This is a genomic window from Yersinia sp. SCPM-O-B-9106 (C-191), from assembly GCF_026183365.1.
Taxonomy (GTDB): Bacteria; Pseudomonadota; Gammaproteobacteria; order Enterobacterales; family Enterobacteriaceae; genus Yersinia; species Yersinia rochesterensis.
The window spans coordinates 503,692-524,303 of the sequence record NZ_CP110791.1 but is presented as its reverse complement, the minus strand read 5'-3'; the positions used below and the strand labels follow the sequence as shown (position 1 = coordinate 524,303).

The following is a 20,612-nucleotide window of genomic DNA, read 5'->3' as shown; positions in this document are numbered from 1 at the left end:
AAGCGTCTAGTACACGCAAGGGCAATTTCATTACATAGGTTTATTTGCGGAAAAAAACGTCAAGTTATTCAACTTCAGCATAATTTACAGGGGAGAGAACCCCCTCCCCTGCTAAAAAATCATTATCCTGCCGCTTTTACCGCATCAGCAATCCGATTCGCCATTTCAGAAATCAGTGCCTCTTCAGCATCACCTTCAACCATCACTCGGATTAATGGTTCAGTACCTGACTTACGCAACAGAACTCGGCCACGGTCGCCCAGTTCTTTTTCAACCTGGCGGGTCACTTCTTCAACTGAATCTGATTTCAGTGGATTATGATCACCAGAGAAACGCACATTGACCAGAATTTGTGGCAATAACTTCATACCGCTGCACAAATCCTGCAAGCTCATATGGTTACGCACCATCGCAGTCAGCACCTGCAAACCAGCCACAATACCATCACCAGTGGTGGTTTTATCCAACAGGATTACGTGGCCTGAGTTTTCAGCACCAATTCTCCAGCCTTTTTCCTGCATAGCTTCCAGCACGTAGCGGTCGCCTACTTTAGCGCGAACAAACGGAATGCCCAGCTCCTTCAACGCCAGTTGCAACCCCATATTGCTCATCAGAGTGCCGACAGCGCCGCCTTTCAGCTGGCCTTGACGTAGACCTTCACGAGCAATGATATAGAGGATCTGGTCGCCATCAACCTTATTACCCAAGTGATCGACCATCATCAGCCGGTCACCGTCGCCGTCAAATGCCAGCCCAACATGCGCTTTTTCGGCAAGAACACGTTCTTGCAGCAAGCGAACATCTGTGGCACCACATTGCTCGTTAATGTTCATACCATCCGGCTCACAGCCGATAGTAATGACGGTTGCACCTAGCTCGCGCAATACGCTTGGCGCAATGTGATAAGTTGCGCCATTAGCGCAATCGACCACAATTTTCAGTTCATTCAAGCTGAGTTCGCTCGGGAATGTCCCTTTGCAAAACTCAATGTAACGGCCCGCAGCATCCACGATACGGTTGGCTTTGCCCAGCTCCGCAGATTCTACGCAAGTTAATGGTTTTTCCATCTCGGCTTCAATCGCCTCTTCCACATCATCAGGCAATTTAGTGCCGTCAATTGAGAAGAATTTAATGCCATTATCATAGAAAGGATTATGGGATGCCGAAATAACGATGCCCGCTTCTGCACGGAAAGTTCGCGTCAAATAAGCGACCGCGGGGGTCGGCATCGGGCCGGTGAATGAAGCGGATAGCCCTGCAGCAGCCAGACCGGCTTCCAGTGCTGATTCCAGCATATAGCCAGAAATGCGCGTATCCTTACCGATGATAATTTTACGAGAACCATGTCGAGCCAGAACTTTACCGGCAGCCCAGCCCAGCTTTAATACAAAATCTGGCGTAATCGGGCTGTCACCCACTTTGCCGCGAATGCCATCTGTACCAAAGTATTTACGGTTACTCATAATTTTTATTTATCCCTTCGCTGAAAGTGTTGCCTCGACGATACACATCGCCTCGACAGTTTCTTTGACATCATGCACTCTGACAATCTGCGCGCCTTGCATTGCGGCAATGACAGCGCAAGCGACACTCCCGATAACCCGTTGTTGTGGCGGAACATTTAATAGCTGCCCAACCATAGATTTTCGTGACATCCCGACCAATAATGGCAGATCAAAATGGTGAAGTTCGGCCAACCGTGCCAGTAGTTGATAATTATGCGCCAGATTTTTACCGAAACCGAAGCCCGGGTCGAGTAACAATTTACTTTTTGCGATACCGCCCGCAACACAACGGTCAATATGGTGCTTAAAAAACTGATTTATATCTGTCATAAGATCATCGTAATGAGGGGACTGCTGCATACTTTGTGGCTGCCCTTGCATATGCATCAGGCACACCGGCAAACCGGTTTTTGCCGCAGCTTCAAGCGCACCGGGTTCTTGCAACGAACGAATATCATTGATTAGGTGAGCGCCGACACGAGCTGACTCAGTGATTACCGCTGCTTTGGATGTATCTACAGATAGCCAAACATCAAAACGTTTCGCCAATGCTTCCACCACAGGCACGACCCGATCAAGCTCTTCTTGCTCACTAACTTCAGCCGCACCGGGGCGAGTGGACTCACCACCAATATCAATTAGCGTAGCACCCGCTGATAACATCAGTTGGGCGTGTTGTAATGCTTTATCAAGATTATTGTGATGCCCACCATCCGAAAATGAATCTGGTGTGACATTCAGAATACCCATAACCTGCGGGCGAGTGAGATCCAACTTCAGACCTCTAGCCGTTAAATGCATACTATTACGCCTCAAAAAAAGAAAAACCCCGAGCAAGCCCGAGGTTTATATTAATCACATCGCTTTTAGATGCCAACAGTAGACTTACTTATCGCCCAACTGCTCTGACATAGTATTGCCCGGCGTTGGTGTATGTGGCTCATCAACCGGTGTTGGTGCCTTTGGCGTACTATCGTTGTCAGATGATTTAGTCTTGTTTGCATCATCCCAACCCGCTGGCGGGCGGACTTCTTTGCGATTCATCAAGTCATCAATCTGTGGAGCATCAATAGTTTCATACTTCATCAAAGCATCTTTCATGGTATGCAGAACATCCATGTTTTCCATCAGCAAAGTACGCGCGCGCTGATAGTTACGCTCGACAAGTAATTTAACTTCCTGATCAATAATACGCGCTGTTTCATCGGACATATGCTTGGCTTTCGCAACAGAACGGCCAAGGAACACTTCGCCCTCTTCTTCAGCATACAGCAACGGCCCCAGTTTCTCGGAGAAGCCCCACTGTGTCACCATGTTGCGTGCGATAGACGTAGCGACTTTGATATCATTCGATGCACCGGTAGAAACTTTTTCCGGGCCATAAATGATTTCTTCAGCAAGACGACCACCATACAAAGTCGAGATCTGGCTTTCCAGTTTCTGACGGCTGGCACTGATTGCATCACCTTCCGGTAGGAAGAATGTCACACCCAATGCACGACCACGCGGGATAATGGTCACTTTATGTACTGGGTCATGCTCAGGTACCAAGCGACCAATAATCGCATGCCCTGCTTCATGATATGCCGTCGATTCTTTCTGCGCTTCTGTCATTACCATGGAGCGACGTTCCGCACCCATCATAATTTTGTCTTTCGCTTTCTCAAACTCAGACATTGAAACAACACGTTTGTTACCGCGAGCGGCAAACAGTGCGGCTTCGTTGACCAGGTTAGCCAAGTCAGCACCAGAGAAGCCTGGTGTACCACGAGCGATGACGGAAGCATCAATATCGGTATCTAATGGCACGCGGCGCATGTGGACTTTCAAAATCTGTTCACGACCACGAACATCCGGTAAACCCACCACAACCTGACGGTCAAAACGGCCTGGACGCAGTAACGCCGGGTCAAGAACGTCTGGACGGTTAGTTGCCGCGATGACGATGATGCCTTCATTACCTTCAAAGCCATCCATCTCCACCAGCATTTGGTTCAGAGTCTGTTCACGTTCGTCATGACCGCCGCCCAGACCTGCGCCACGCTGACGGCCTACCGCATCAATTTCATCAATAAAGATGATACAAGGCGCGGCTTTCTTAGCCTGTTCAAACATGTCACGGACACGGGATGCACCCACACCAACAAACATTTCTACGAAGTCAGAACCCGAAATGGTGAAGAATGGCACTTTAGCCTCACCTGCAATGGCTTTCGCCAGCAAGGTTTTACCCGTCCCCGGAGGGCCGACCATCAATACGCCTTTCGGAATTTTACCGCCCAATTTCTGGAAACGGCTTGGCTCGCGTAGATATTCAACCAATTCACTGACTTCTTCTTTTGCTTCGTCACAACCGGCGACATCAGCAAAAGAAGTTTTTATCTGATCTTCTGTCAGCATTCGGGCTTTGCTCTTGCCAAAGGACATTGCCCCTTTGCCGCCGCCGCCCTGCATTTGACGCATAAAGAAGATCCAGACCCCAATCAGCAACAGCATTGGGAACCAAGAAATAAAGATAGAAGCCAGCAAGCTCGGTTCTTCCGGTGGCTCACCAACAACTTTCACATTTTTAGTCAATAAGACATCTAACAGCTTTGGATCGTTGACCGGAATGAAAGTCGTATATTTGCTGTTATCTTTCTTACTGACGTTAATTTCACGTCCATTGATACGTGCTTCACGAACCTGATCTTGGGTTACGTCGGACATGAAAGTAGAGTAATCCACTCTACGACCATTCGATTCGCTGGGTCCAAAGCTCTGGAATACAGACATCAATACGACTGCAATAACTAACCAGAGTATTAGGTTTTTCGCCATGTCACTCAAGGGATTAACCTCATATTACAACTGTGTTAACAAACAGCGTTAGGGTACTACAGTTTCCGCCCTGTCGCTACAATGTACACTTCACGTGATCGCGCACGAGAAGCGTCTGGCTTACGAATCTTAACTTTCGTAAACAGGGAGCGAATTTCCCGTAGGTATTCATCAAAGCCATCTCCCTGGAACACTTTCACCAAGAAACTTCCGCCTGGTGCAAGTACATCACGACACATTTCCAAAGCTAATTCAACCAGATACATTGATTTAGGTATATCAACTGCCGGAGTACCACTCATATTCGGGGCCATATCAGACATGACCACCTGAACTTTTTTATCCCCAACGCGCTCAAGTAAAGCTTTCAGAACCAGTTCATCACGAAAATCGCCCTGAAGGAAATCGACACCAACGATAGGATCCATTGGTAGAAGATCACATGCGATGACTCGCCCTTTACCGCCGATCTGGGTTACAACATATTGAGACCAACCTCCGGGTGCAGCGCCTAAATCGACGACTGTCATACCGGGTTTAAAAAGTTTATCGTTTTGTTGTATTTCATCAAGTTTAAACCAGGCACGGGAGCGAAGCCCCTTTTTCTGTGCCTGAATGACATATTTATCGCTAAAGTGTTCTTGTAACCAGCGACTCGAGCTACCTGAACGCTTTTTATTAGACATCTCTTTTTCCAACTATCTTAATTAAGAGTCCGCGCATCTATTGCTTAGCTCGCGTAAACTCCCTCTCGGCGTAGACCGATTTGGTGATACACATGAGATGGCGGTAGAATGAACCGTTTTCAATCCCAACTTAAGCAAAAAAGACGATGAATCTGAATAACAAACAAAAACAGCACCTGAAAAGCTTGGCCCATCCATTAAAGCCAGTAGTCATGTTAGGCAATAACGGATTAACCGAAGGGGTGCTGGCTGAAATCGAACAAACGCTGGAACATCATGAACTTATTAAGGTGAAGATCACTGCTGAAGAGCGTGAAACCAAAGCCCTAATTGCTGATGCCATCGTGCGTGAGACCGGTGCCGTTAACGTCCAAATCATCGGTAATATTTTAGTGCTCTATCGTCCAGCAAAAGAGCGCAAAATTATTTTACCGCGTTAATGACGCTTGTTTTAGAGAAAAGGTGCCATGCACTTTGTTCTGATAAAAGGCCGCAAGCGGCCTTTTACTTTTCTTTACAACTTCATTTTTTATAAATAATGCATGCTTACTGTTCAGTTGAACAAGTATTACACATAATCTACGGTAAGAATTTCATATTCTACTTCGCCACCTGGAGTACGGATAACAACTACGTCATCGACTTCTTTACCAATCAGGCCACGAGCAATAGGTGAGTTAACGGAAATAAGATTTTGTTTAAAATCAGCTTCGTCATCACCCACAATCCGGTATTGCTGCTCTTCTTCAGAAACCACATTTAATACACGCACAGTGGAACCAAAAATAACGCGGCCATTATTTGGCATTTTGGTGATATCAATCACCTGCGCATTAGAGAGCTTTGCTTCTATTTCTTGAATGCGGCCCTCACAGAACCCTTGCTGCTCGCGGGCTGCGTGGTATTCCGCATTTTCTTTTAAGTCGCCATGTTCACGGGCAGTAGCGATATCAGCAATAATTTTAGGGCGACGAACGCCTTTCAAAAAATCCAGCTCTTCGCGCAATTTTTCTGCGCCATTTACCGTCATCGGAATCTGTTTCATCTTTTAAATACCTCTAAATCTATCCTGTTCAAAAAACCGTCATCCTAACGTTTTCGAATGAAAATGCGGCAAGTCAGATACTTTACCCGCCTCCAGGCGATAAACAAAAAAAATCACCCCCGGAGCTAAAACCCCAAGTCAGGATCGATTTTGCATTTTGATATGCATTTTAACGTAGAGTTCCTTTAGGGTCATCGTTTACTTTCGCCCTCGTTGCACCGTAGTATGGCAACACGTTATTCAGCAGTTATATCGAAATTATGCATTTTTCACGAATTGTCAGTGGATTGGCCTGTGCTATTGCGATCAATATCAGCATATCTAATGCCAATGCGGCTCAAGTTGAGAATTACACACAATATCTGCCTGATGGGGCAAATCTTGCGTTAGTCGTGCAAAAAATCGGGGCCACAACCCCGGTAATAGACTATCACGCTCAGCAAATGGCATTACCTGCCAGTACGCAAAAGGTCCTGACTGCGCTGGCGGCATTGTTGCAACTTGGCCCAGATTTTCGCTTTAATACCACATTAGAAAGCCACGCCACAATCACGGATGGTGTATTACGTGGCAATTTAATTGCTCGTTTTGACGGTGATCCCACCTTAACACGCCAACAGTTGCGTAATATGGTGACGACACTCAGAAAAGCGGGTGTAAAACAAATCGCCGGTGATTTGATTATCGATACGTCGGTTTTTGCCAGCCATGACAAAGCCCCTGGTTGGCCGTGGAACGACATGACGCAATGCTTTAGCGCCCCGCCAGCTGCGGCGATTGTCGACCGGAACTGTTTTTCAGTCTCCCTCTATAGCGCCCCGAACCCCGGCGACATGGCGTTTATCCGAGTCGCATCTTATTACCCGGTGCAGATGTTCAGTGAAGTCCGCACCTTAGCTAAAGGTTCGCCTGATGCACAATATTGCGAATTAGATGTGGTGCCCGGTGAGTTAAACCGGTTCACACTGACGGGCTGCCTGACACAACGCAGTGAGCCGCTGCCCTTGGCCTTCGCAGTACAAAATGGTGCCAGCTATGCCGGGGCTATTTTGAAGGATGAATTGAAGAAAGCTGATATCCAAATTGATGGCAGTTTGCGCCGTCAAACTACGCCAAATCCAGCAGGCACCCTGTTAGCTCAAGCGCAATCAGCGCCGCTACATGACTTATTGAAAATCATGTTGAAAAAGTCTGACAACATGATTGCGGACACGGTATTTAGAACTATTGGTCATCAGCGGTTTGGGGTGCCAGGTACATGGCGCGCTGGCGCTGATGCTGTACGCCAAGTATTGCGCCAAAAAGCGGGGGTAGACCTCGGAAATAGTATTGTCGTGGATGGGTCTGGCTTATCACGGCATAACCTTATTTCACCAGCAACCATGATGCAGGCGTTGCAATATATTGCTCAACACGATCAAGAGCTTAACTTTATCTCGATGCTGCCATTATCAGGCTATGACGGCACATTACGTTATCGTGGTGGGCTACACGAAGCCGGGGTTGACGGCAAGGTTTCAGCGAAAACAGGTGCTTTGCAAGGCGTGTACAATCTGGCCGGATTTATAACTACCGCCAGTGGGCAGCGTATGGCCTTTGTACAATTTTTATCTGGCTACGCGGTACCACCTGAAGACCAAAAAAATCGTCGGGCACCATTAGTTCGTTTCGAAAGTCGCCTGTATAAAGACATTTATCAGAATAACTAACATCCTTATTATGATAGCGAAAAACCATGAAACTACTGATTGTTGAAGATGACGAACTGTTACAACGAGGGATCGCCATGGCGCTGACTAACGCGGGCTATCCCTGTGACTGCGCGGGTACCGCCGCAGAGGCGCACAGTTTGTTGCTCACCAGCCAGTACAGCATGGTGATTCTTGACCTCGGTTTACCGGATCAAGATGGTGCCGTATTGCTTCGTCAATGGCGGCGCGAGCATGTCACGCTACCGGTGCTTATCCTGACAGCGCGAGATGCACTTGAGGATAGAGTTGACGGGCTGGATGCCGGTGCTGACGATTACTTAATAAAACCTTTCGCCCTCGCAGAATTGTTGGCCCGTGTTCGAGCGCTGATCCGCCGCTATCAAGGGCAAAGTGACAATCTGGTCCAGCAAGATGACCTGAGTCTTAATCTGTCTACCCAGCAAGTGTGTTTGCAGGGCCAACAGTTGGAAGTCACACCCAAAGAATTTGCGATTCTCTCGCGTTTAATTATGCGGGCTGGCCAAACTGTCAATCGTGAATTGTTGCAGCAAGACCTGTATACCTGGAATGACGATCTCGGCTCCAATACGCTGGAAGTACATATTCACAATCTGCGGCGTAAATTGGGTAAAGACAGGATCCGGACAGTCCGGGGCATTGGCTATCGACTGGAAGCACTATGATGATCAGTATGCGACGCCGTCTCATTTTAATGCTGGCGTTAATATTACTGATTACTCAGTTGATCAGCGCGTTTTGGTTATGGCATGAAAGCCAAGAGCAAATCAGCTTTCTGGTCGATGAAACCCTAAGTGCCAAAGTGCGCAATGAGCGGGTTGATACCGAAATCGCCGAAGCCATTGCCTCACTACTTGCGCCGTCGCTCATCATGATGGCTATCACCCTGCTACTCTCTTTCTGGGCAATCAGTTGGATTATTCGGCCACTGGACCAATTACAGCAGAAGCTAGCCGAGCGTTCCGCCGATAATCTGACGCCCGTCATTGTTAACAGTGACATGCAAGAAATTGTCTCGGTCACTTCGACCCTTAATCAGCTGCTATCCCGGCTCTCCAATACTATTCAACAGGAGCGCTTGTTCACCGCCGATGCTGCGCACGAGCTACGCACTCCGCTTGCCGGTATTCGGCTGCATCTTGAATTGATGGAACAGCAAGGTATTACTGAAAGCAAACCGCTTATCAGCCGGATTGATTTATTAATACATACCATTGAGCAATTATTGATGTTGTCGAGGGCTGGGCAAAACTTTGCCAGCGGCCTTTATCAGACTCTCGATTGGATAGAAAACGTGGTGCAACCACTGAAAGAAGAGCTGGAGGAAATGTGTGCTCAGCGCCAGCAAACTCTACTGTGGGCACTTCCCCCTGATGCTCAGACTCAGGGCGATGCTACATTACTACGTTTGATGCTGCGTAATTTGGTGGAGAATGCACATCGTTACAGCCCGGTAGGCAGCCAAATATCCGTCAAACTCGCGACCGAAGCTCAGGGCAACCTGTTGCAAATCATAGATGAAGGGCCGGGAATAAAGCAGGAACAAGCCGGTGAACTGACTCAGGCGTTTCGCCGTATGGATCAGCGCTATGGTGGCAGCGGCTTAGGGTTGAATATTGTGATCCGAATTGCCCAACTGCACCAAGGCCGTCTAACGCTGGAGAATCGCACTGATCGCTCCGGGTTAAAAGCGCAATGTTGGATACCGACGACCACCCATAGCTAAAGTCAGCAGTTCAAATATCAACTTTATAATCATCTGTTTTATAAACAAAAAGGCCACCATGAAAGGTAGCCTTTGTTTCAATTCTTTTTTACTGATGAACGATAATTCTTACTGACAAACTATAATTCTTACAGACAAACTACAACGGGCAAATTAGCGTTCGTAGATAAACTCGATGCCGTCATCGTCTTCTTCATCCCAATCATCGTCTTCATCTTCTGCTTCAGCTTCCACTTCAGCCAGTTGCTCACGGTGATAGTCATCCCACATGAATTCAACTTTTTCTGGCGCGCTTTCAGCAATAGCCATCTCTTTGGGTTGCGAGTTAATGAAGTTCATTACATCCCAGCACAGCGCATTCACGTTGTCGCGATTTGCAGCCGAGATCATATAATACTTATCTTCCCATCCCAGAGCTTCTACAATGGCCTTAGCGCGTGCTTCAGCTTCTTCTGGGTCTAGCAGGTCAATCTTATTGAAAACAAGCCAGCGTGGCTTCTTAGCCAGATTTTCACTGTATTGCTGCAACTCATTAATAATGACTTTGGCATTTTGAACCGGATCAGATTCATCAACGGGGGCCAAATCGACTAAGTGCAGTAGCACGCGGCAACGTTCCAAATGTTTTAGGAAACGGATACCCAGGCCAGCACCTTCTGAAGCGCCTTCAATCAGACCAGGAATATCGGCAACCACAAAGCTTTGCTCGTAATCCATACGCACCACACCCAAGCTTGGGATTAGAGTGGTAAATGGATAATCAGCAACTTTTGGTTTAGCAGCAGAAACCGCGCGGATAAAGGTTGATTTACCGGCATTAGGTAACCCCAGCATCCCAACATCAGCCAGCAGCAGCAGCTCTAACGTCAGGTCACGGGTCTCGCCTTCAGTACCCATAGTCTTCTGGCGCGGGGCACGGTTAACTGAGGATTTGAAGCGGGCATTACCTAATCCGTGGAAACCGCCTTTTGCGACCATCTGACGCTGACCATGACGGGTCATATCAGCGACAATCTCACCCGTTCCCTGATCCAATACGCGGGTACCCACCGGGACTTTAATGGTGATGTCTTTACCCCGTTTACCGGTACAGTCGCGGCTCTGACCATTCTGCCCACGTTCAGCACGGAAAGATTTCACAAAATGGTAATCAATCAGTGTGTTGAGGTTTTCATCAGCCAGCAGGTAAATATCGCCACCGTCGCCACCGTCGCCACCATCAGGGCCACCATTAGGGATATATTTTTCGCGACGGAAACTGACACAACCGTTACCACCGTCACCGGCTACAACCAAAATCGTAGCTTCATCAACAAACTTCATTTACTTTCTCCGTAAATCATTCACCAGGCTGCTATTTTTGCGCAGCAACCGGGTTTATCGCTGTCCGACGTGGCCACCAACGGTGCCCAATTGCGGAAAACATTGCACCTGCCACCACCACGAATGCGCCTACATATCCCACAAAGTTGAGAGATGGTGCGGCGAACATATCTGGCCAGGCCAGCGCCAATAAAATTGAAAAAAACAAGGTAAATAGCGGCGTCAATGTGACGAGCGCACTTACCTGCGCTGCCTGCCAGCGCGCCATGGCCTCAGCCAAAGCACCATAACCAACCAGGGTATTAACCCCACAAAATAGTAAACAGGCAAACTGCCACCCATTTAGCTGAAAAATAACGGCTGGCTTTGCTAATGGGAATAATGCAATTGCACATAAAGTGTACAACAATAATAAGATTTGTTGCGATGCCATACGCCTTAATAGCACCTTCTGGGCAACACCATAACTCACCCAGACAACCGCTGCACAAACTCCCAATACCACGCCAAGAGTGTAATCAGTCAAACGGGTAAAAATTTCATGCAAACTGGTGTTAAAAAATAACATCAGGCCACAAATCAGCATAACCGCACCAATAACTTGGTTGATGCGCATCTGCTCTTTTAAAATCAGCACACTGGCAACCATCATCCCGACGGGTGAAAGTTGCCCGATGACCTGAGATGTGGTCGGGCTGAGATATTGTAATGATGAACTGAAGAAGATGAAATTCCCCAGCAAGCCACAGGTCGCAATAATCAGTAATACCAGCCAGCGACGTTGGCGAAAAAGTTTAAGCGAGGGCAACTGACGGCGTGAAGCCAGAATAATCCCCAAGCCGATAGCCGCCATCATAAAACGATACCAAACAATGGTATAAGGCTCCATGACCTCGAGCACTTGCTTCATTGCAATCGGCAAGGCACCCCAGAATACGGCAGTGGTCAGTGCCAAAAAAATACCTAAACCAGCCTGCTGCTTCGTATCCATTTTTTACCAGGGGGGTTAACCCAGAAATGTAAAAAGCCCCGCAACGAAATTGCAGGGCTTACATCTATTTACAGGACGCGAAAAACTTATTCAGCTTCGATGCTGATAAATTTACGGTTTTTCGGGCCTTTAACTTCGAACTTGACTTTACCGTCAGCCAAAGCAAACAGAGTATGGTCTTTGCCGCAACCAACGTTGATGCCTGCATGGAACTTAGTGCCACGCTGACGAACGATGATGCTGCCTGCCAGAACTGCTTCGCCGCCAAAACGTTTTACGCCAAGACGTTTACTTTCGGAGTCACGACCGTTACGAGTCGAGCCACCAGCCTTTTTATGTGCCATTTATCCGCTCTCCTAAATCTTAAGCGCTGATGCCGGTGATTTTGACATCAGTGAACCACTGACGATGACCTTGCTGCTTACGGTAATGCTTACGACGACGGAATTTAACAATCTTAATCTTCTCGCCACGACCGTGAGCAACTACTTCAGCCTTGATCTTGCCACCATCGACTAAAGGAGCGCCGATACTGATTTCTTCACCGTTAGCAATCATCAGAACTTGGTCAAACTCAACAGTTTCACCAGTTGCGATGTCCAGCTTTTCCAGGCGAATGGTCTGACCTTCGCTTACTCGGTGTTGTTTACCACCACTTTGGAAAACCGCGTACATATAAAACTCCGCTTTCCGCGCACTCCACTTTTGTAGTCCAGAGCGCACTATAAATATTCACAATAGGGCGCGAATTCTACGCAAAAATGTAGTGAATGACAAGTATATAATCAGCTCAAGAGAAGAAAAAAAGCACAGTTTCTTACATCTCGTTTATTTGATGGATTTTTCAAGTACAATCATAGTCTCAGGGAACGTCATGTAATAATGTGGGCGGTAATCTCATCGCAGTTAAAGAGAAAAACAGCTGAATATAACAATGAACCTAGAAAAGATTATCGACTTAACCGCGCCAGATATGGCGGCTGTAAACACAACTATTCTCGACCAATTGAACTCTGATGTTGTTCTCATCAATCAATTGGGCCATTACATTATCAGTGGTGGCGGCAAACGCATTCGCCCCATGATCGCTGTCTTGGTGGCTCGAGCGCTTGGCTATCAAGGGACGAAACATATCACGGTCGCAGCATTGATTGAATTTATTCATACGGCCACTCTGCTGCATGATGATGTCGTCGATGAATCTGATATGCGCCGAGGTAAGGCTACAGCAAATGCCGCCTTTGGTAATGCTGCCAGCGTATTAGTGGGCGATTATATCTATACGCGCTCATTCCAGATGATGACCAGCCTTGAATCACTGCGGGTGCTTACATTGATGTCAGCAGCCACGAACGTGATTGCTGAGGGTGAGGTTTTGCAGTTAATGAACTGCAACAATCCTGACATCACTGAAGAAAACTATATGCAGGTCATCTATAGCAAGACAGCGCGCTTGTTCGAAGCGGCTTCACAGTCTGCGGCTATATTGTCTGATGCCACGCAAGAGCAAGAACTCGCATTACAGAATTATGGCCGCTATCTGGGCACCGCTTTTCAACTTATCGACGACTTGCTGGATTACAGCTCCGATGGCACCACTTTGGGTAAAAATACCGGTGATGACCTCAATGAAGGCAAGCCGACACTTCCCTTACTGCATGCCATGCGTAATGGGACGCCGGAACATGCTGCAATGATTCGGCAAGCCATTGAAGAAGGGAATGGCCGCCATTTACTCGAACCGGTATTGCTTGCCATGCAGCAGTGCGGCTCACTGGACTACACCCGCCAGCGTGCTGAAGAAGAAGCCGATAAAGCCATTGCTGCCTTGCAGGTTCTCCCTGAAAGCGAATATCGACTGGCACTGGAAGGATTAGCTCATATTTCTGTACAACGCTCATTTTAAGAAACCATTAGGAAACTCTGGCACCTTGCCGGAGTTTTTCTTTTGTTAGTCACCAAAAACATTGAGATACATATCAATCTACTGATATTAAAAGAGTTAAATAGCCTGTAACTGTTGTATTTCATTCATGACAAAAGCTGCACCTCGCCCGCCATTATCCACACTCATCTATCGTCAACCGCTCTATTAGGCTTTTAGCGCCCTCACGAAAAATAAATGCGATAACTTGCTCACGTTCGGCTTCTGTAAAACGATAATACGCTTCAACCCATAGCACCAGAGGATCCTGCCTCGTTGTAATATATTGGGCTGGTTCTTCTCTTAACTGTAATGAATTCAATATGGTGACAGGTAAACTTTCAATGTGATACTCGACAGCCTTACCCTGAACACCACGACGACGGCGCTGTTCCCATCCCTCACGTTTAGCCATGAGGTTGACTCCTTGTGGAGATGACGGTAACCCATCAAGACCTGCCAATTCCTTAGCGGCAAACCACTCTTTTTTCATGGTGTTGCTTCCTAATATGCGTTATGACACAAAAAAGGAATATTTAGAAAACATTTAAAATTTTTCAGAAAATAAATGTTAGTATACTTCTAAATGATTACTTTCTGTTCACCGTACGATTAACAATGTACCGTTATTTATATCACTAACACGTCAGCGGCTTAGAAAAAAAAAAGGATTAAAGATGATTTTAAGGAAATCTGATTGGCACCCTGCCGACATCATTGCTGCACTTCGTAAGAAAGACACCACTCTGGCGGCGGTCTCTCGAAAAGCAGGTTTAAGTTCATCCACACTTGCTAATGCATTAACACGCCCTTGGCCCAAGGGAGAATGGTTGATTGCAGAATGCCTGGACATTCATCCTTCCGAAATTTGGCCAACACGCTATTTTGATTCAAAAACCGGTGCCCTTATCGACCGAAAAGTGAGGATTCGCCAGCCTATTGTCCAGGCATAAAAAAACCGCCAATAAACTGCTTCGGCGGTTGATGGTGTCATTTCAGGGGCGACGTTAGCCCCTGCTACACAGATTTATTTGACGAACTGCTCGCCTAACTCAATATCTTTGTGCAGGACATCTAGCATGCTTTCCAGCGCTTGTTGTTCAAAAGCACTCAGTTTGCCGATATCTTTACGTTCTGCTACACCGTTTTTGCCCAATAGAATTGGCTGAGCAAAGAAGCGGGCATATTTACCATCGCCTTCAACGTAAGAACATTCCACAACATTGCTTTCGCCTTGCAGAGCGCGAACCAAAGAAAGACCGAAGCGTGCAGCAGCTTGCCCCATAGACAGAGTCGCTGACCCGCCACCGGCTTTTGCTTCAACCACTTCAGTACCTGCATTCTGGATACGCTTTGTCAGATCAATAACTTCTTGTTCTGTGAAGCTGATACCTGGAATTTGTGAAAGTAATGGCAGGATAGTCACACCCGAGTGACCACCAATAACTGGCACTTCGATATCCTGAGGTTGTTTGCCTTTCAGTTCAGCCACAAAGGTGTTTGAACGGATGGCATCCAGCGTAGTAATACCGAATAATTTGTTTTTGTCGTAAACACCGGCTTTTTTCAGCACTTCAGCGGCGATAGCAACCGTAGTATTCACTGGGTTAGTAATGATACCAATTAATGCTTTCGGGCAAGTGCGCGCGATTTGCTCAACCAGATTACGCACGATACCGGCGTTAACATTGAACAGATCTGAACGGTCCATACCAGGTTTACGTGCTACGCCCGCAGAGATCAGAACAATATCTGCCCCTTCCAGGGCTGGGGTAGCATCTTCACCGCTGAAGCCTTTAATATTAACAGCAGTCGGGATATGGCTCAGATCAACCGCAACACCAGGAGTCACTGGCGCGATATCATATAATGAGAGGTCTGAACCTGAAGGAAGCTGGGTCTTGAGTAGGAGAGCGAGGGCCTGGCCGATACCACCAGCGGCACCGAGAACTGCAACTTTCATCCTATACTCCTTATTATATTTAATTTAAATTTGCCGTGAATTCATCTATTTACGAACCATAATTTATTGCGATTTTAAACACAATCTATTAACAGTCAGATTGAGATATCACGCATCAAAAAGGCGCATAAGGTTTGTATATTTTAGAGTAAATCGCTTATTCATTAATGATATAGCGCACATTATTCTAAAATTCCTCGCAGTATTCATGACAGGTTAATCGGCGGTTACATTACACCCTTTTTTCACATCAAAACAACATCATTTTAATAACATTTTAGCTACCCAAACCAAATGTTAATAAAAGTATATTTAGCATAATTGTAACAGCGAGATGATGTTAACATTCCAGCGCACCTTGATATCAGGGCTTTTATCGCCAATACTCCATAGTCATGTTGCATAAAAATTCATTTATATGCATAATAATCCTATTCACGATTGACTGTTCAGGGCATAAACAATGCGTAACCCCGCCAAACAAGAAGATCTTATCAAGGCGTTTAAAGCGTTATTGAAAGAAGAGAAATTCAGTTCCCAAGGTGAAATCGTTTTAGCCTTGCAGGAAGAAGGTTTCGAAAATATTAACCAGTCCAAAGTTTCGCGTATGTTGACCAAATTTGGTGCGGTCAGAACACGTAATGCAAAAATGGAAATGGTTTATTGTTTACCGGCTGAATTAGGGGTTCCGACAACCAGCAGCCCACTAAAGAACTTGGTATTAGATGTCGATTATAACGATTCGGTAGTCGTGATTAATACCAGCCCAGGAGCGGCCCAATTGATTGCCCGCCTGCTGGATTCATTAGGTAAAGCGGAAGGTATTCTAGGCAGCATTGCCGGTGACGACACCATTTTCACCACGCCGGCCAGAGGTTTCACTGTCGAACAGTTACATGAAGCTATCCTCCGCTTGTTCGAGCAAGAGCTTTAACTCGGCACTTTATCTGGTGCGGCGTGATACGCCGCATTATGCTTTTGAGCCTGTTTCTCTATTCTCTCTATCATCTGCCTCTTTAGCTCTAAACCAGAGTATCCGACTTCCTATTCCTTTCTACACCACAAAATAATTCTGTTTTCCTCTTATTAACGGTCAAACCCACCAGACTCTTTCGCACTTTTAGTCAAAAATACTCATTTCATTGAAATTAATACCTTTTTTAACAAACCTGCTGTTTTTTAATCATTTTTTATTCCTTTTAGTTCTTAAAAAGTAATAACCAAGGGTAAAGTGACGCTAAATATTATTAGCGGACTATTAATATTCTCCGTTACTAGATGTATACTCATTTTCGTGACGTAAATCACACTTCCTTTGAAGTGATAAAAGAATAAATAGAGGCAATAATATGAAAGTTAAAACTACCATCGCGACCATTAGCATTCTATCTGCGCTGTCATTTGGTGTTTTTGCAGCCGATTCAATCAGCGAAAGCCAGGCCAAAAACTTACAGCCGATGGGCACTATTACCGTCAGTGGCCTGAATGGCGCACCTTCTGATATTCGTCAGGCGCTGTCTGAGAAAGCCGATGCTATGGGCGCTAAAGCTTACAAAGTGATTGAAGCTCGTGAAGAGAATAATTGGCATGCCACCGCCACTATCTACCAATAATTGTTGAGTTGGTCGTCATTTGTCATCGAGACATAAAGAATGGCGGCAAAGCCACAGTTGAGATTTAAGTTGAATCAGCAGTAAAACCAACAGGCCAAAAGCACCAAAATGCATAATAAGCGCTGTTGGATTGTTAAATTTTATCTAGGAAATCATTATGAAAATCAAAACAACGCTAACCGCTTTAAGTTTACTTTCTGTTGTCGCCTTCGGCGCATCAGCAGCACAATCAGTCGATGCTGCTCAAGCTAGCAAAATGACGGATTTGGGTGCGATTAGTGTTAGCGGCATTACTGGCGCACCTTCTGATATTGAGCAGGCAATTGCCGATAAAGCAGACAGCAAAGGCGCGACTGCTTACAAAGTCATTGGCATTAATGATGACAATGGCTGGCACGCAACAGCTAAGATTTACAAATAAGATTATGCGCTAAGCATGAAAGTAAATGCCCCGCTCGTAGGGGCATACTTTCCAGCATGATGGTTTATTCAATCTGTTGAAACATTCATTTCCAGCATATTGAATAGAGTATCGATTGAAAAAAGTTGGTGAATTACATCAGCACCGCAACAGAATAATCCCTCGTCGTCTATCCGACGAACCCTTTTACCCCCGCTATGCGGGGGATTTTTTTATCCGGCTTATTCCTGAGATTGAGCTTCGCACTCTGCTTTTTGGCTCAAAGTATTCAATAACTTGTCATGGATCCCGCCGAAACCGCCATTACTCATCACCAGAATGTGATCCCCTGGTTGCGCTGTTTTGACAACCATATCAACTAACGTATCAATATCAGCACTCCAATGCGCTGGCTGAATACAGGCTTCGGCAACTTCAACGACTTGCCAAGGAATATGCTGTGGCTGGAACAGAAATACTTCATCAGCACGGCCCAATGACGGCGCCAGTTCATTTTTACACATACCTAACTTCATGGTGTTAGAACGCGGTTCTAGTACAGCCAGAATTCGTGCGGTTCCGCCCACTTTGCTGCGCAGGGCCGCCAGTGTCGCGAGAATTGCCGTGGGGTGATGAGCAAAATCATCGTAAACCGTGACACCATGAGCTTCGCCGCGTAATTCCAACCGGCGACGCGCATTAATAAAATCACCCAGTGCCCGGCAAGCATCTGCTGGTAACACGCCGACATGCCGGGCGGCGGCAATGGCCATCAAACCATTATGCATATTATGCTCGCCCACCAATGACCAGCTGACCTCGCCCACTAACTCATTGTCGAGGAACACTTCATAGACACTGGCATCTACCGCAACTTTACGTGCAAACCAACTGCCCGTTTCGCCCACCATTTCTTGTTCGCTCCAGCAGCCCATTGCCATCACTTGTTTCAAATGATTGTCATTATCCGGCACGATAATTTTGCCTGTCCCTGGAACTAAGCGCACCAAATGATGGAATTGCTTCTGGATCGCCTTAAGATCATCAAAGATATCAGCATGATCGAACTCGAGGTTATTCATGACCAAAGTTCTTGGGCTGTAGTGAACAAATTTAGAGCGCTTATCAAAGAAGGCGCAATCATATTCATCCGCTTCAATAACAAAGAATGGGCTATTACCTAAACGGGCGGAGACATCGAAATTACCCGGCACGCCACCAATGACAAAACCGGGTTCATAACCGCAAGCTTCCAGTATCCAGGTCACCATCCCGGCAGTGGTGGTTTTACCGTGAGTACCGGCGATGGCCAATACCCAGCGCTCCGGCAACACATGATCATGCAGCCATTGTGGGCCAGAAGTATAAGGAATACCTCGTTCCAATACCGCTTCAACACAGGGATTTCCGCGAGTCATGGCATTGCCGATGATGACGAGATCTGGAGCAGGATCCAGTTGAGCCGGAGAGTATCCCTGGATCAAGTTGATCCCTTGATTCTCCAGCAATGTGCTCATCGGTGGATACACGTTAGCATCCGACCCCGTCACTTCATGACCTAATGAGCGAGCAAGCATAGCCAAGCCGCCCATAAAAGTGCCGCAGATACCTAATATGTGAATGCGCATAAATTTTCCGTATTAATAAGCTTCGAGTTTGTCACCATTCTACCGCTCAGAATCAAAGAGAAGAAATGGAATTGCCTATGAATCATTCTCACCTTTGGGCTACACTGCTGCCATTAAGTGAGTTGTTCGTTAATAAATCGATATTTAACCGTAGATTCAGGGATTGTGTCATGAAAACGTTAGGCGAATTCATCGTTGAGAAGCAGCTAGATTTCTCTCACGCCACCGGCGAATTAACTGCATTACTTTCAGCAATCAAACTCGGCGCAAAAATCATTCATCGCGACATCAACAAAGCAGGTCTGGTTGATATTTTAGGTGCCAGTGGTGTTTCAAATATTCAGGGCGAAGACCAGATGAAACTGGACTTGTTTGCCAATGAAAAATTGAAAGCAGCCCTAAAAGCGCGTGGCGAAGTGGCCGGTATCGCTTCCGAAGAAGAAGATGACATTGTTATCTTTGATGGTGGCCGCGCAGAAAATGCCAAATATGTGGTTCTGATGGACCCACTGGATGGTTCTTCAAATATTGACGTGAATGTGTCCGTCGGTACTATTTTCTCAATCTATCGTCGCATCACCCCATTTGGTACGCCGATTACTGAAGCTGACTTCCTGCAACCGGGCACCAAACAAGTTGCCGCAGGTTATGTGGTATACGGCTCTTCAACCATGTTGGTGTATACCACCGGTTATGGCGTTCATACTTTCACTTATGATCCGTCGCTGGGTGTTTTCTGTTTATCCGGCGAAAAAGTGCGCTACCCCGCAACCGGTTGCATGTATTCCATCAACGAGGGGAACTACATTAAATTCCCGCTGGGTGTGAAGAAATACATCAAATATTGCCAGGAGCAGGATGAAGCCACTCACCGCCCTTATACCTCGCGCTATATTGGCTCATTGGTCGCTGACTTCCATCGCAACCTATTGAAAGGCGGGATTTATATTTATCCAAGCACCGCCAGCCATCCGCAAGGGAAACTGCGTTTGCTGTACGAATGCAATCCAATGGCGTTCCTGGCAGAACAAGCCGGCGGGAAAGCCACCGATGGGGTTAACCGCATTCTGGATATCGTGCCGGAGAAACTGCATCAGCGCGCACCTTTCTTCGTCGGGACTAAATCCATGGTGGAAGATGCCGAAGGCTTTATCGCCAAATTCCCGGATGAAGAAGCTCAGTAATATCATAAAAGCCACCTATTGGGTGGCTTGATATTTACGTTTTGTATCCGAGAACAGCGGCCACTAAGCCGCTG

Annotated in this window: 22 protein-coding genes; 10 read left to right on the top strand and 12 right to left on the bottom strand. The window is 46.6% G+C overall.

Annotation, left to right across the window (positions count from 1 at the left end; genetic code table 11):
- Window positions 1-122: 122 nt before the first annotated feature.
- From glmM to rlmE, 4 genes are all read right to left on the bottom strand, one after another.
- Entirely contained in the window at window positions 123-1,463 is a 1,341-nt protein-coding gene (gene glmM, locus OP863_RS02375; RefSeq protein WP_038636804.1) for a phosphoglucosamine mutase, read from the bottom strand.
- Between the two features lie 9 nt (window positions 1,464-1,472).
- Entirely contained in the window at window positions 1,473-2,306 is an 834-nt protein-coding gene (gene folP, locus OP863_RS02370; protein WP_145588791.1) for a dihydropteroate synthase, read from the bottom strand.
- Window positions 2,307-2,390: 84 nt separating this feature from the next.
- Window positions 2,391-4,325: an ATP-dependent zinc metalloprotease FtsH gene (ftsH, locus tag OP863_RS02365; RefSeq protein ID WP_050114487.1), complete on the bottom strand. Its 1,935-nt coding sequence runs from the start codon at window positions 4,323-4,325 to the stop codon at window positions 2,391-2,393.
- A 56-nt stretch (window positions 4,326-4,381) separates the two neighbouring features.
- A complete protein-coding gene (gene rlmE, locus OP863_RS02360) occupies window positions 4,382-5,011 on the bottom strand; it encodes a 23S rRNA (uridine(2552)-2'-O)-methyltransferase RlmE (RefSeq protein ID WP_032819268.1) in 630 nt (209 codons plus the stop codon).
- A gap of 146 nt (window positions 5,012-5,157) precedes the next feature.
- Between rlmE and yhbY the strand changes: the two genes are divergently transcribed.
- On the top strand, window positions 5,158-5,451 hold the full coding sequence (yhbY, locus tag OP863_RS02355) for a ribosome assembly RNA-binding protein YhbY (protein WP_004389225.1): 294 nt from the start codon (window positions 5,158-5,160) through the stop codon (window positions 5,449-5,451).
- A 128-nt stretch (window positions 5,452-5,579) separates the two neighbouring features.
- On the opposite strand, the gene greA is transcribed toward yhbY, so the two are convergent.
- Window positions 5,580-6,056 carry a transcription elongation factor GreA gene (greA, locus tag OP863_RS02350; RefSeq protein ID WP_038636813.1) on the bottom strand — a complete coding sequence of 159 codons (477 nt, stop codon included), beginning with the start codon at window positions 6,054-6,056 and terminating at the stop codon, window positions 5,580-5,582.
- A 260-nt stretch (window positions 6,057-6,316) separates the two neighbouring features.
- On the opposite strand from greA, the gene dacB reads away from it, so the two are divergent.
- Genes dacB through pmrB form a run of 3 tightly spaced genes read left to right on the top strand, consistent with a single transcriptional unit; the run spans window position 6,317 to window position 9,512 of the window.
- Complete coding sequence (gene dacB, locus OP863_RS02345) at window positions 6,317-7,765, top strand: serine-type D-Ala-D-Ala carboxypeptidase (RefSeq protein WP_145509861.1); 1,449 nt, start codon at window positions 6,317-6,319, stop codon at window positions 7,763-7,765.
- Between the two features lie 26 nt (window positions 7,766-7,791).
- Complete coding sequence (gene pmrA, locus OP863_RS02340) at window positions 7,792-8,451, top strand: two-component system response regulator PmrA (protein ID WP_038636819.1); 660 nt, start codon at window positions 7,792-7,794, stop codon at window positions 8,449-8,451.
- Entirely contained in the window at window positions 8,451-9,512 is a 1,062-nt protein-coding gene (pmrB, locus tag OP863_RS02335; RefSeq protein ID WP_265526226.1) for a two-component system sensor histidine kinase PmrB, read from the top strand. Before pmrA ends, pmrB begins: the two co-directional genes overlap by 1 nt.
- Before the next feature lie 153 nt (window positions 9,513-9,665).
- Here the strand turns inward: pmrB and cgtA are convergent, their stop codons facing one another.
- The 4 genes from cgtA to rplU form a co-directional block, all read right to left on the bottom strand.
- Window positions 9,666-10,835 carry an Obg family GTPase CgtA gene (gene cgtA / locus OP863_RS02330; RefSeq protein WP_145591768.1) on the bottom strand — a complete coding sequence of 390 codons (1,170 nt, stop codon included), beginning with the start codon at window positions 10,833-10,835 and terminating at the stop codon, window positions 9,666-9,668.
- Between the two features lie 31 nt (window positions 10,836-10,866).
- Window positions 10,867-11,826, bottom strand: a complete 960-nt coding sequence (locus tag OP863_RS02325) for a DMT family transporter (protein ID WP_038636824.1) — start codon at window positions 11,824-11,826, stop codon at window positions 10,867-10,869.
- A gap of 86 nt (window positions 11,827-11,912) precedes the next feature.
- Window positions 11,913-12,170: a 50S ribosomal protein L27 gene (gene rpmA, locus OP863_RS02320; protein WP_002210179.1), complete on the bottom strand. Its 258-nt coding sequence runs from the start codon at window positions 12,168-12,170 to the stop codon at window positions 11,913-11,915.
- Window positions 12,171-12,189: 19 nt separating this feature from the next.
- Window positions 12,190-12,501, bottom strand: a complete 312-nt coding sequence (rplU, locus tag OP863_RS02315) for a 50S ribosomal protein L21 (protein WP_038636827.1) — start codon at window positions 12,499-12,501, stop codon at window positions 12,190-12,192.
- 259 nt (window positions 12,502-12,760) lie between these two features.
- On the opposite strand from rplU, the gene ispB reads away from it, so the two are divergent.
- Entirely contained in the window at window positions 12,761-13,732 is a 972-nt protein-coding gene (gene ispB / locus OP863_RS02310) for an octaprenyl diphosphate synthase (RefSeq protein WP_038636830.1), read from the top strand.
- Window positions 13,733-13,886: 154 nt separating this feature from the next.
- Here ispB and OP863_RS02305 read toward each other — a convergent pair whose 3' ends face one another.
- Window positions 13,887-14,243, bottom strand: a complete 357-nt coding sequence (locus OP863_RS02305; RefSeq protein WP_038636833.1) for a DNA-binding protein — start codon at window positions 14,241-14,243, stop codon at window positions 13,887-13,889.
- 184 nt (window positions 14,244-14,427) lie between these two features.
- Here OP863_RS02305 and OP863_RS02300 point away from each other — a divergent pair, with 184 nt between their 5' ends.
- Window positions 14,428-14,703 carry a helix-turn-helix domain-containing protein gene (locus tag OP863_RS02300; RefSeq protein ID WP_038636837.1) on the top strand — a complete coding sequence of 92 codons (276 nt, stop codon included), beginning with the start codon at window positions 14,428-14,430 and terminating at the stop codon, window positions 14,701-14,703.
- 74 nt (window positions 14,704-14,777) lie between these two features.
- On the opposite strand, the gene mdh is transcribed toward OP863_RS02300, so the two are convergent.
- Window positions 14,778-15,713 carry a malate dehydrogenase gene (mdh, locus tag OP863_RS02295; protein WP_038636841.1) on the bottom strand — a complete coding sequence of 312 codons (936 nt, stop codon included), beginning with the start codon at window positions 15,711-15,713 and terminating at the stop codon, window positions 14,778-14,780.
- A 463-nt stretch (window positions 15,714-16,176) separates the two neighbouring features.
- Between mdh and argR the strand changes: the two genes are divergently transcribed.
- The 3 genes from argR to OP863_RS02280 all read left to right on the top strand — a co-directional run bounded on the left by argR (window position 16,177) and on the right by OP863_RS02280 (window position 17,747).
- A complete protein-coding gene (argR, locus tag OP863_RS02290) occupies window positions 16,177-16,647 on the top strand; it encodes a transcriptional regulator ArgR (RefSeq protein ID WP_004389210.1) in 471 nt (156 codons plus the stop codon).
- Window positions 16,648-17,062: 415 nt separating this feature from the next.
- Entirely contained in the window at window positions 17,063-17,326 is a 264-nt protein-coding gene (gene yhcN / locus OP863_RS02285) for a peroxide/acid stress response protein YhcN (RefSeq protein ID WP_038636844.1), read from the top strand.
- Between the two features lie 157 nt (window positions 17,327-17,483).
- Window positions 17,484-17,747, top strand: coding sequence for a YdgH/BhsA/McbA-like domain containing protein (locus tag OP863_RS02280; protein WP_038636847.1), 264 nt, complete (start codon window positions 17,484-17,486; stop codon window positions 17,745-17,747).
- Window positions 17,748-17,968: 221 nt separating this feature from the next.
- Here the strand turns inward: OP863_RS02280 and mpl are convergent, their stop codons facing one another.
- Window positions 17,969-19,354 carry a UDP-N-acetylmuramate:L-alanyl-gamma-D-glutamyl-meso-diaminopimelate ligase gene (mpl, locus tag OP863_RS02275; protein ID WP_145588795.1) on the bottom strand — a complete coding sequence of 462 codons (1,386 nt, stop codon included), beginning with the start codon at window positions 19,352-19,354 and terminating at the stop codon, window positions 17,969-17,971.
- A gap of 170 nt (window positions 19,355-19,524) precedes the next feature.
- Between mpl and fbp the strand changes: the two genes are divergently transcribed.
- Window positions 19,525-20,538, top strand: a complete 1,014-nt coding sequence (fbp, locus tag OP863_RS02270) for a class 1 fructose-bisphosphatase (protein ID WP_004389206.1) — start codon at window positions 19,525-19,527, stop codon at window positions 20,536-20,538.
- The last annotated feature ends 74 nt before the right edge of the window (window positions 20,539-20,612 follow it).

Bases quoted from the DNA above. Each gene is read 5' to 3' on its own strand.
- argR (WP_004389210.1), top strand. From the start codon at position 16,177: ATGCGTAACCCCGCCAAACAAGAAGATCTTATCAAGGCGTTTAAAGCG.
- rpmA (WP_002210179.1), bottom strand. From the start codon at position 12,170: ATGGCACATAAAAAGGCTGGTGGCTCGACTCGTAACGGTCGTGACTCC.
- OP863_RS02300 (WP_038636837.1), top strand. From the start codon at position 14,428: ATGATTTTAAGGAAATCTGATTGGCACCCTGCCGACATCATTGCTGCA.
- mdh (WP_038636841.1), bottom strand. From the start codon at position 15,713: ATGAAAGTTGCAGTTCTCGGTGCCGCTGGTGGTATCGGCCAGGCCCTC.
- cgtA (WP_145591768.1), bottom strand. From the start codon at position 10,835: ATGAAGTTTGTTGATGAAGCTACGATTTTGGTTGTAGCCGGTGACGGT.
- greA (WP_038636813.1), bottom strand. From the start codon at position 6,056: ATGAAACAGATTCCGATGACGGTAAATGGCGCAGAAAAATTGCGCGAA.
- OP863_RS02305 (WP_038636833.1), bottom strand. From the start codon at position 14,243: ATGAAAAAAGAGTGGTTTGCCGCTAAGGAATTGGCAGGTCTTGATGGG.
- OP863_RS02280 (WP_038636847.1), top strand. From the start codon at position 17,484: ATGAAAATCAAAACAACGCTAACCGCTTTAAGTTTACTTTCTGTTGTC.
- ftsH (WP_050114487.1), bottom strand. From the start codon at position 4,325: ATGGCGAAAAACCTAATACTCTGGTTAGTTATTGCAGTCGTATTGATG.
- folP (WP_145588791.1), bottom strand. From the start codon at position 2,306: ATGCATTTAACGGCTAGAGGTCTGAAGTTGGATCTCACTCGCCCGCAG.
- OP863_RS02325 (WP_038636824.1), bottom strand. From the start codon at position 11,826: ATGGATACGAAGCAGCAGGCTGGTTTAGGTATTTTTTTGGCACTGACC.
- yhbY (WP_004389225.1), top strand. From the start codon at position 5,158: ATGAATCTGAATAACAAACAAAAACAGCACCTGAAAAGCTTGGCCCAT.
- fbp (WP_004389206.1), top strand. From the start codon at position 19,525: ATGAAAACGTTAGGCGAATTCATCGTTGAGAAGCAGCTAGATTTCTCT.
- rplU (WP_038636827.1), bottom strand. From the start codon at position 12,501: ATGTACGCGGTTTTCCAAAGTGGTGGTAAACAACACCGAGTAAGCGAA.
- yhcN (WP_038636844.1), top strand. From the start codon at position 17,063: ATGAAAGTTAAAACTACCATCGCGACCATTAGCATTCTATCTGCGCTG.
- dacB (WP_145509861.1), top strand. From the start codon at position 6,317: ATGCATTTTTCACGAATTGTCAGTGGATTGGCCTGTGCTATTGCGATC.
- mpl (WP_145588795.1), bottom strand. From the start codon at position 19,354: ATGCGCATTCACATATTAGGTATCTGCGGCACTTTTATGGGCGGCTTG.
- glmM (WP_038636804.1), bottom strand. From the start codon at position 1,463: ATGAGTAACCGTAAATACTTTGGTACAGATGGCATTCGCGGCAAAGTG.
- ispB (WP_038636830.1), top strand. From the start codon at position 12,761: ATGAACCTAGAAAAGATTATCGACTTAACCGCGCCAGATATGGCGGCT.
- pmrB (WP_265526226.1), top strand. From the start codon at position 8,451: ATGATCAGTATGCGACGCCGTCTCATTTTAATGCTGGCGTTAATATTA.
- rlmE (WP_032819268.1), bottom strand. From the start codon at position 5,011: ATGTCTAATAAAAAGCGTTCAGGTAGCTCGAGTCGCTGGTTACAAGAA.
- pmrA (WP_038636819.1), top strand. From the start codon at position 7,792: ATGAAACTACTGATTGTTGAAGATGACGAACTGTTACAACGAGGGATC.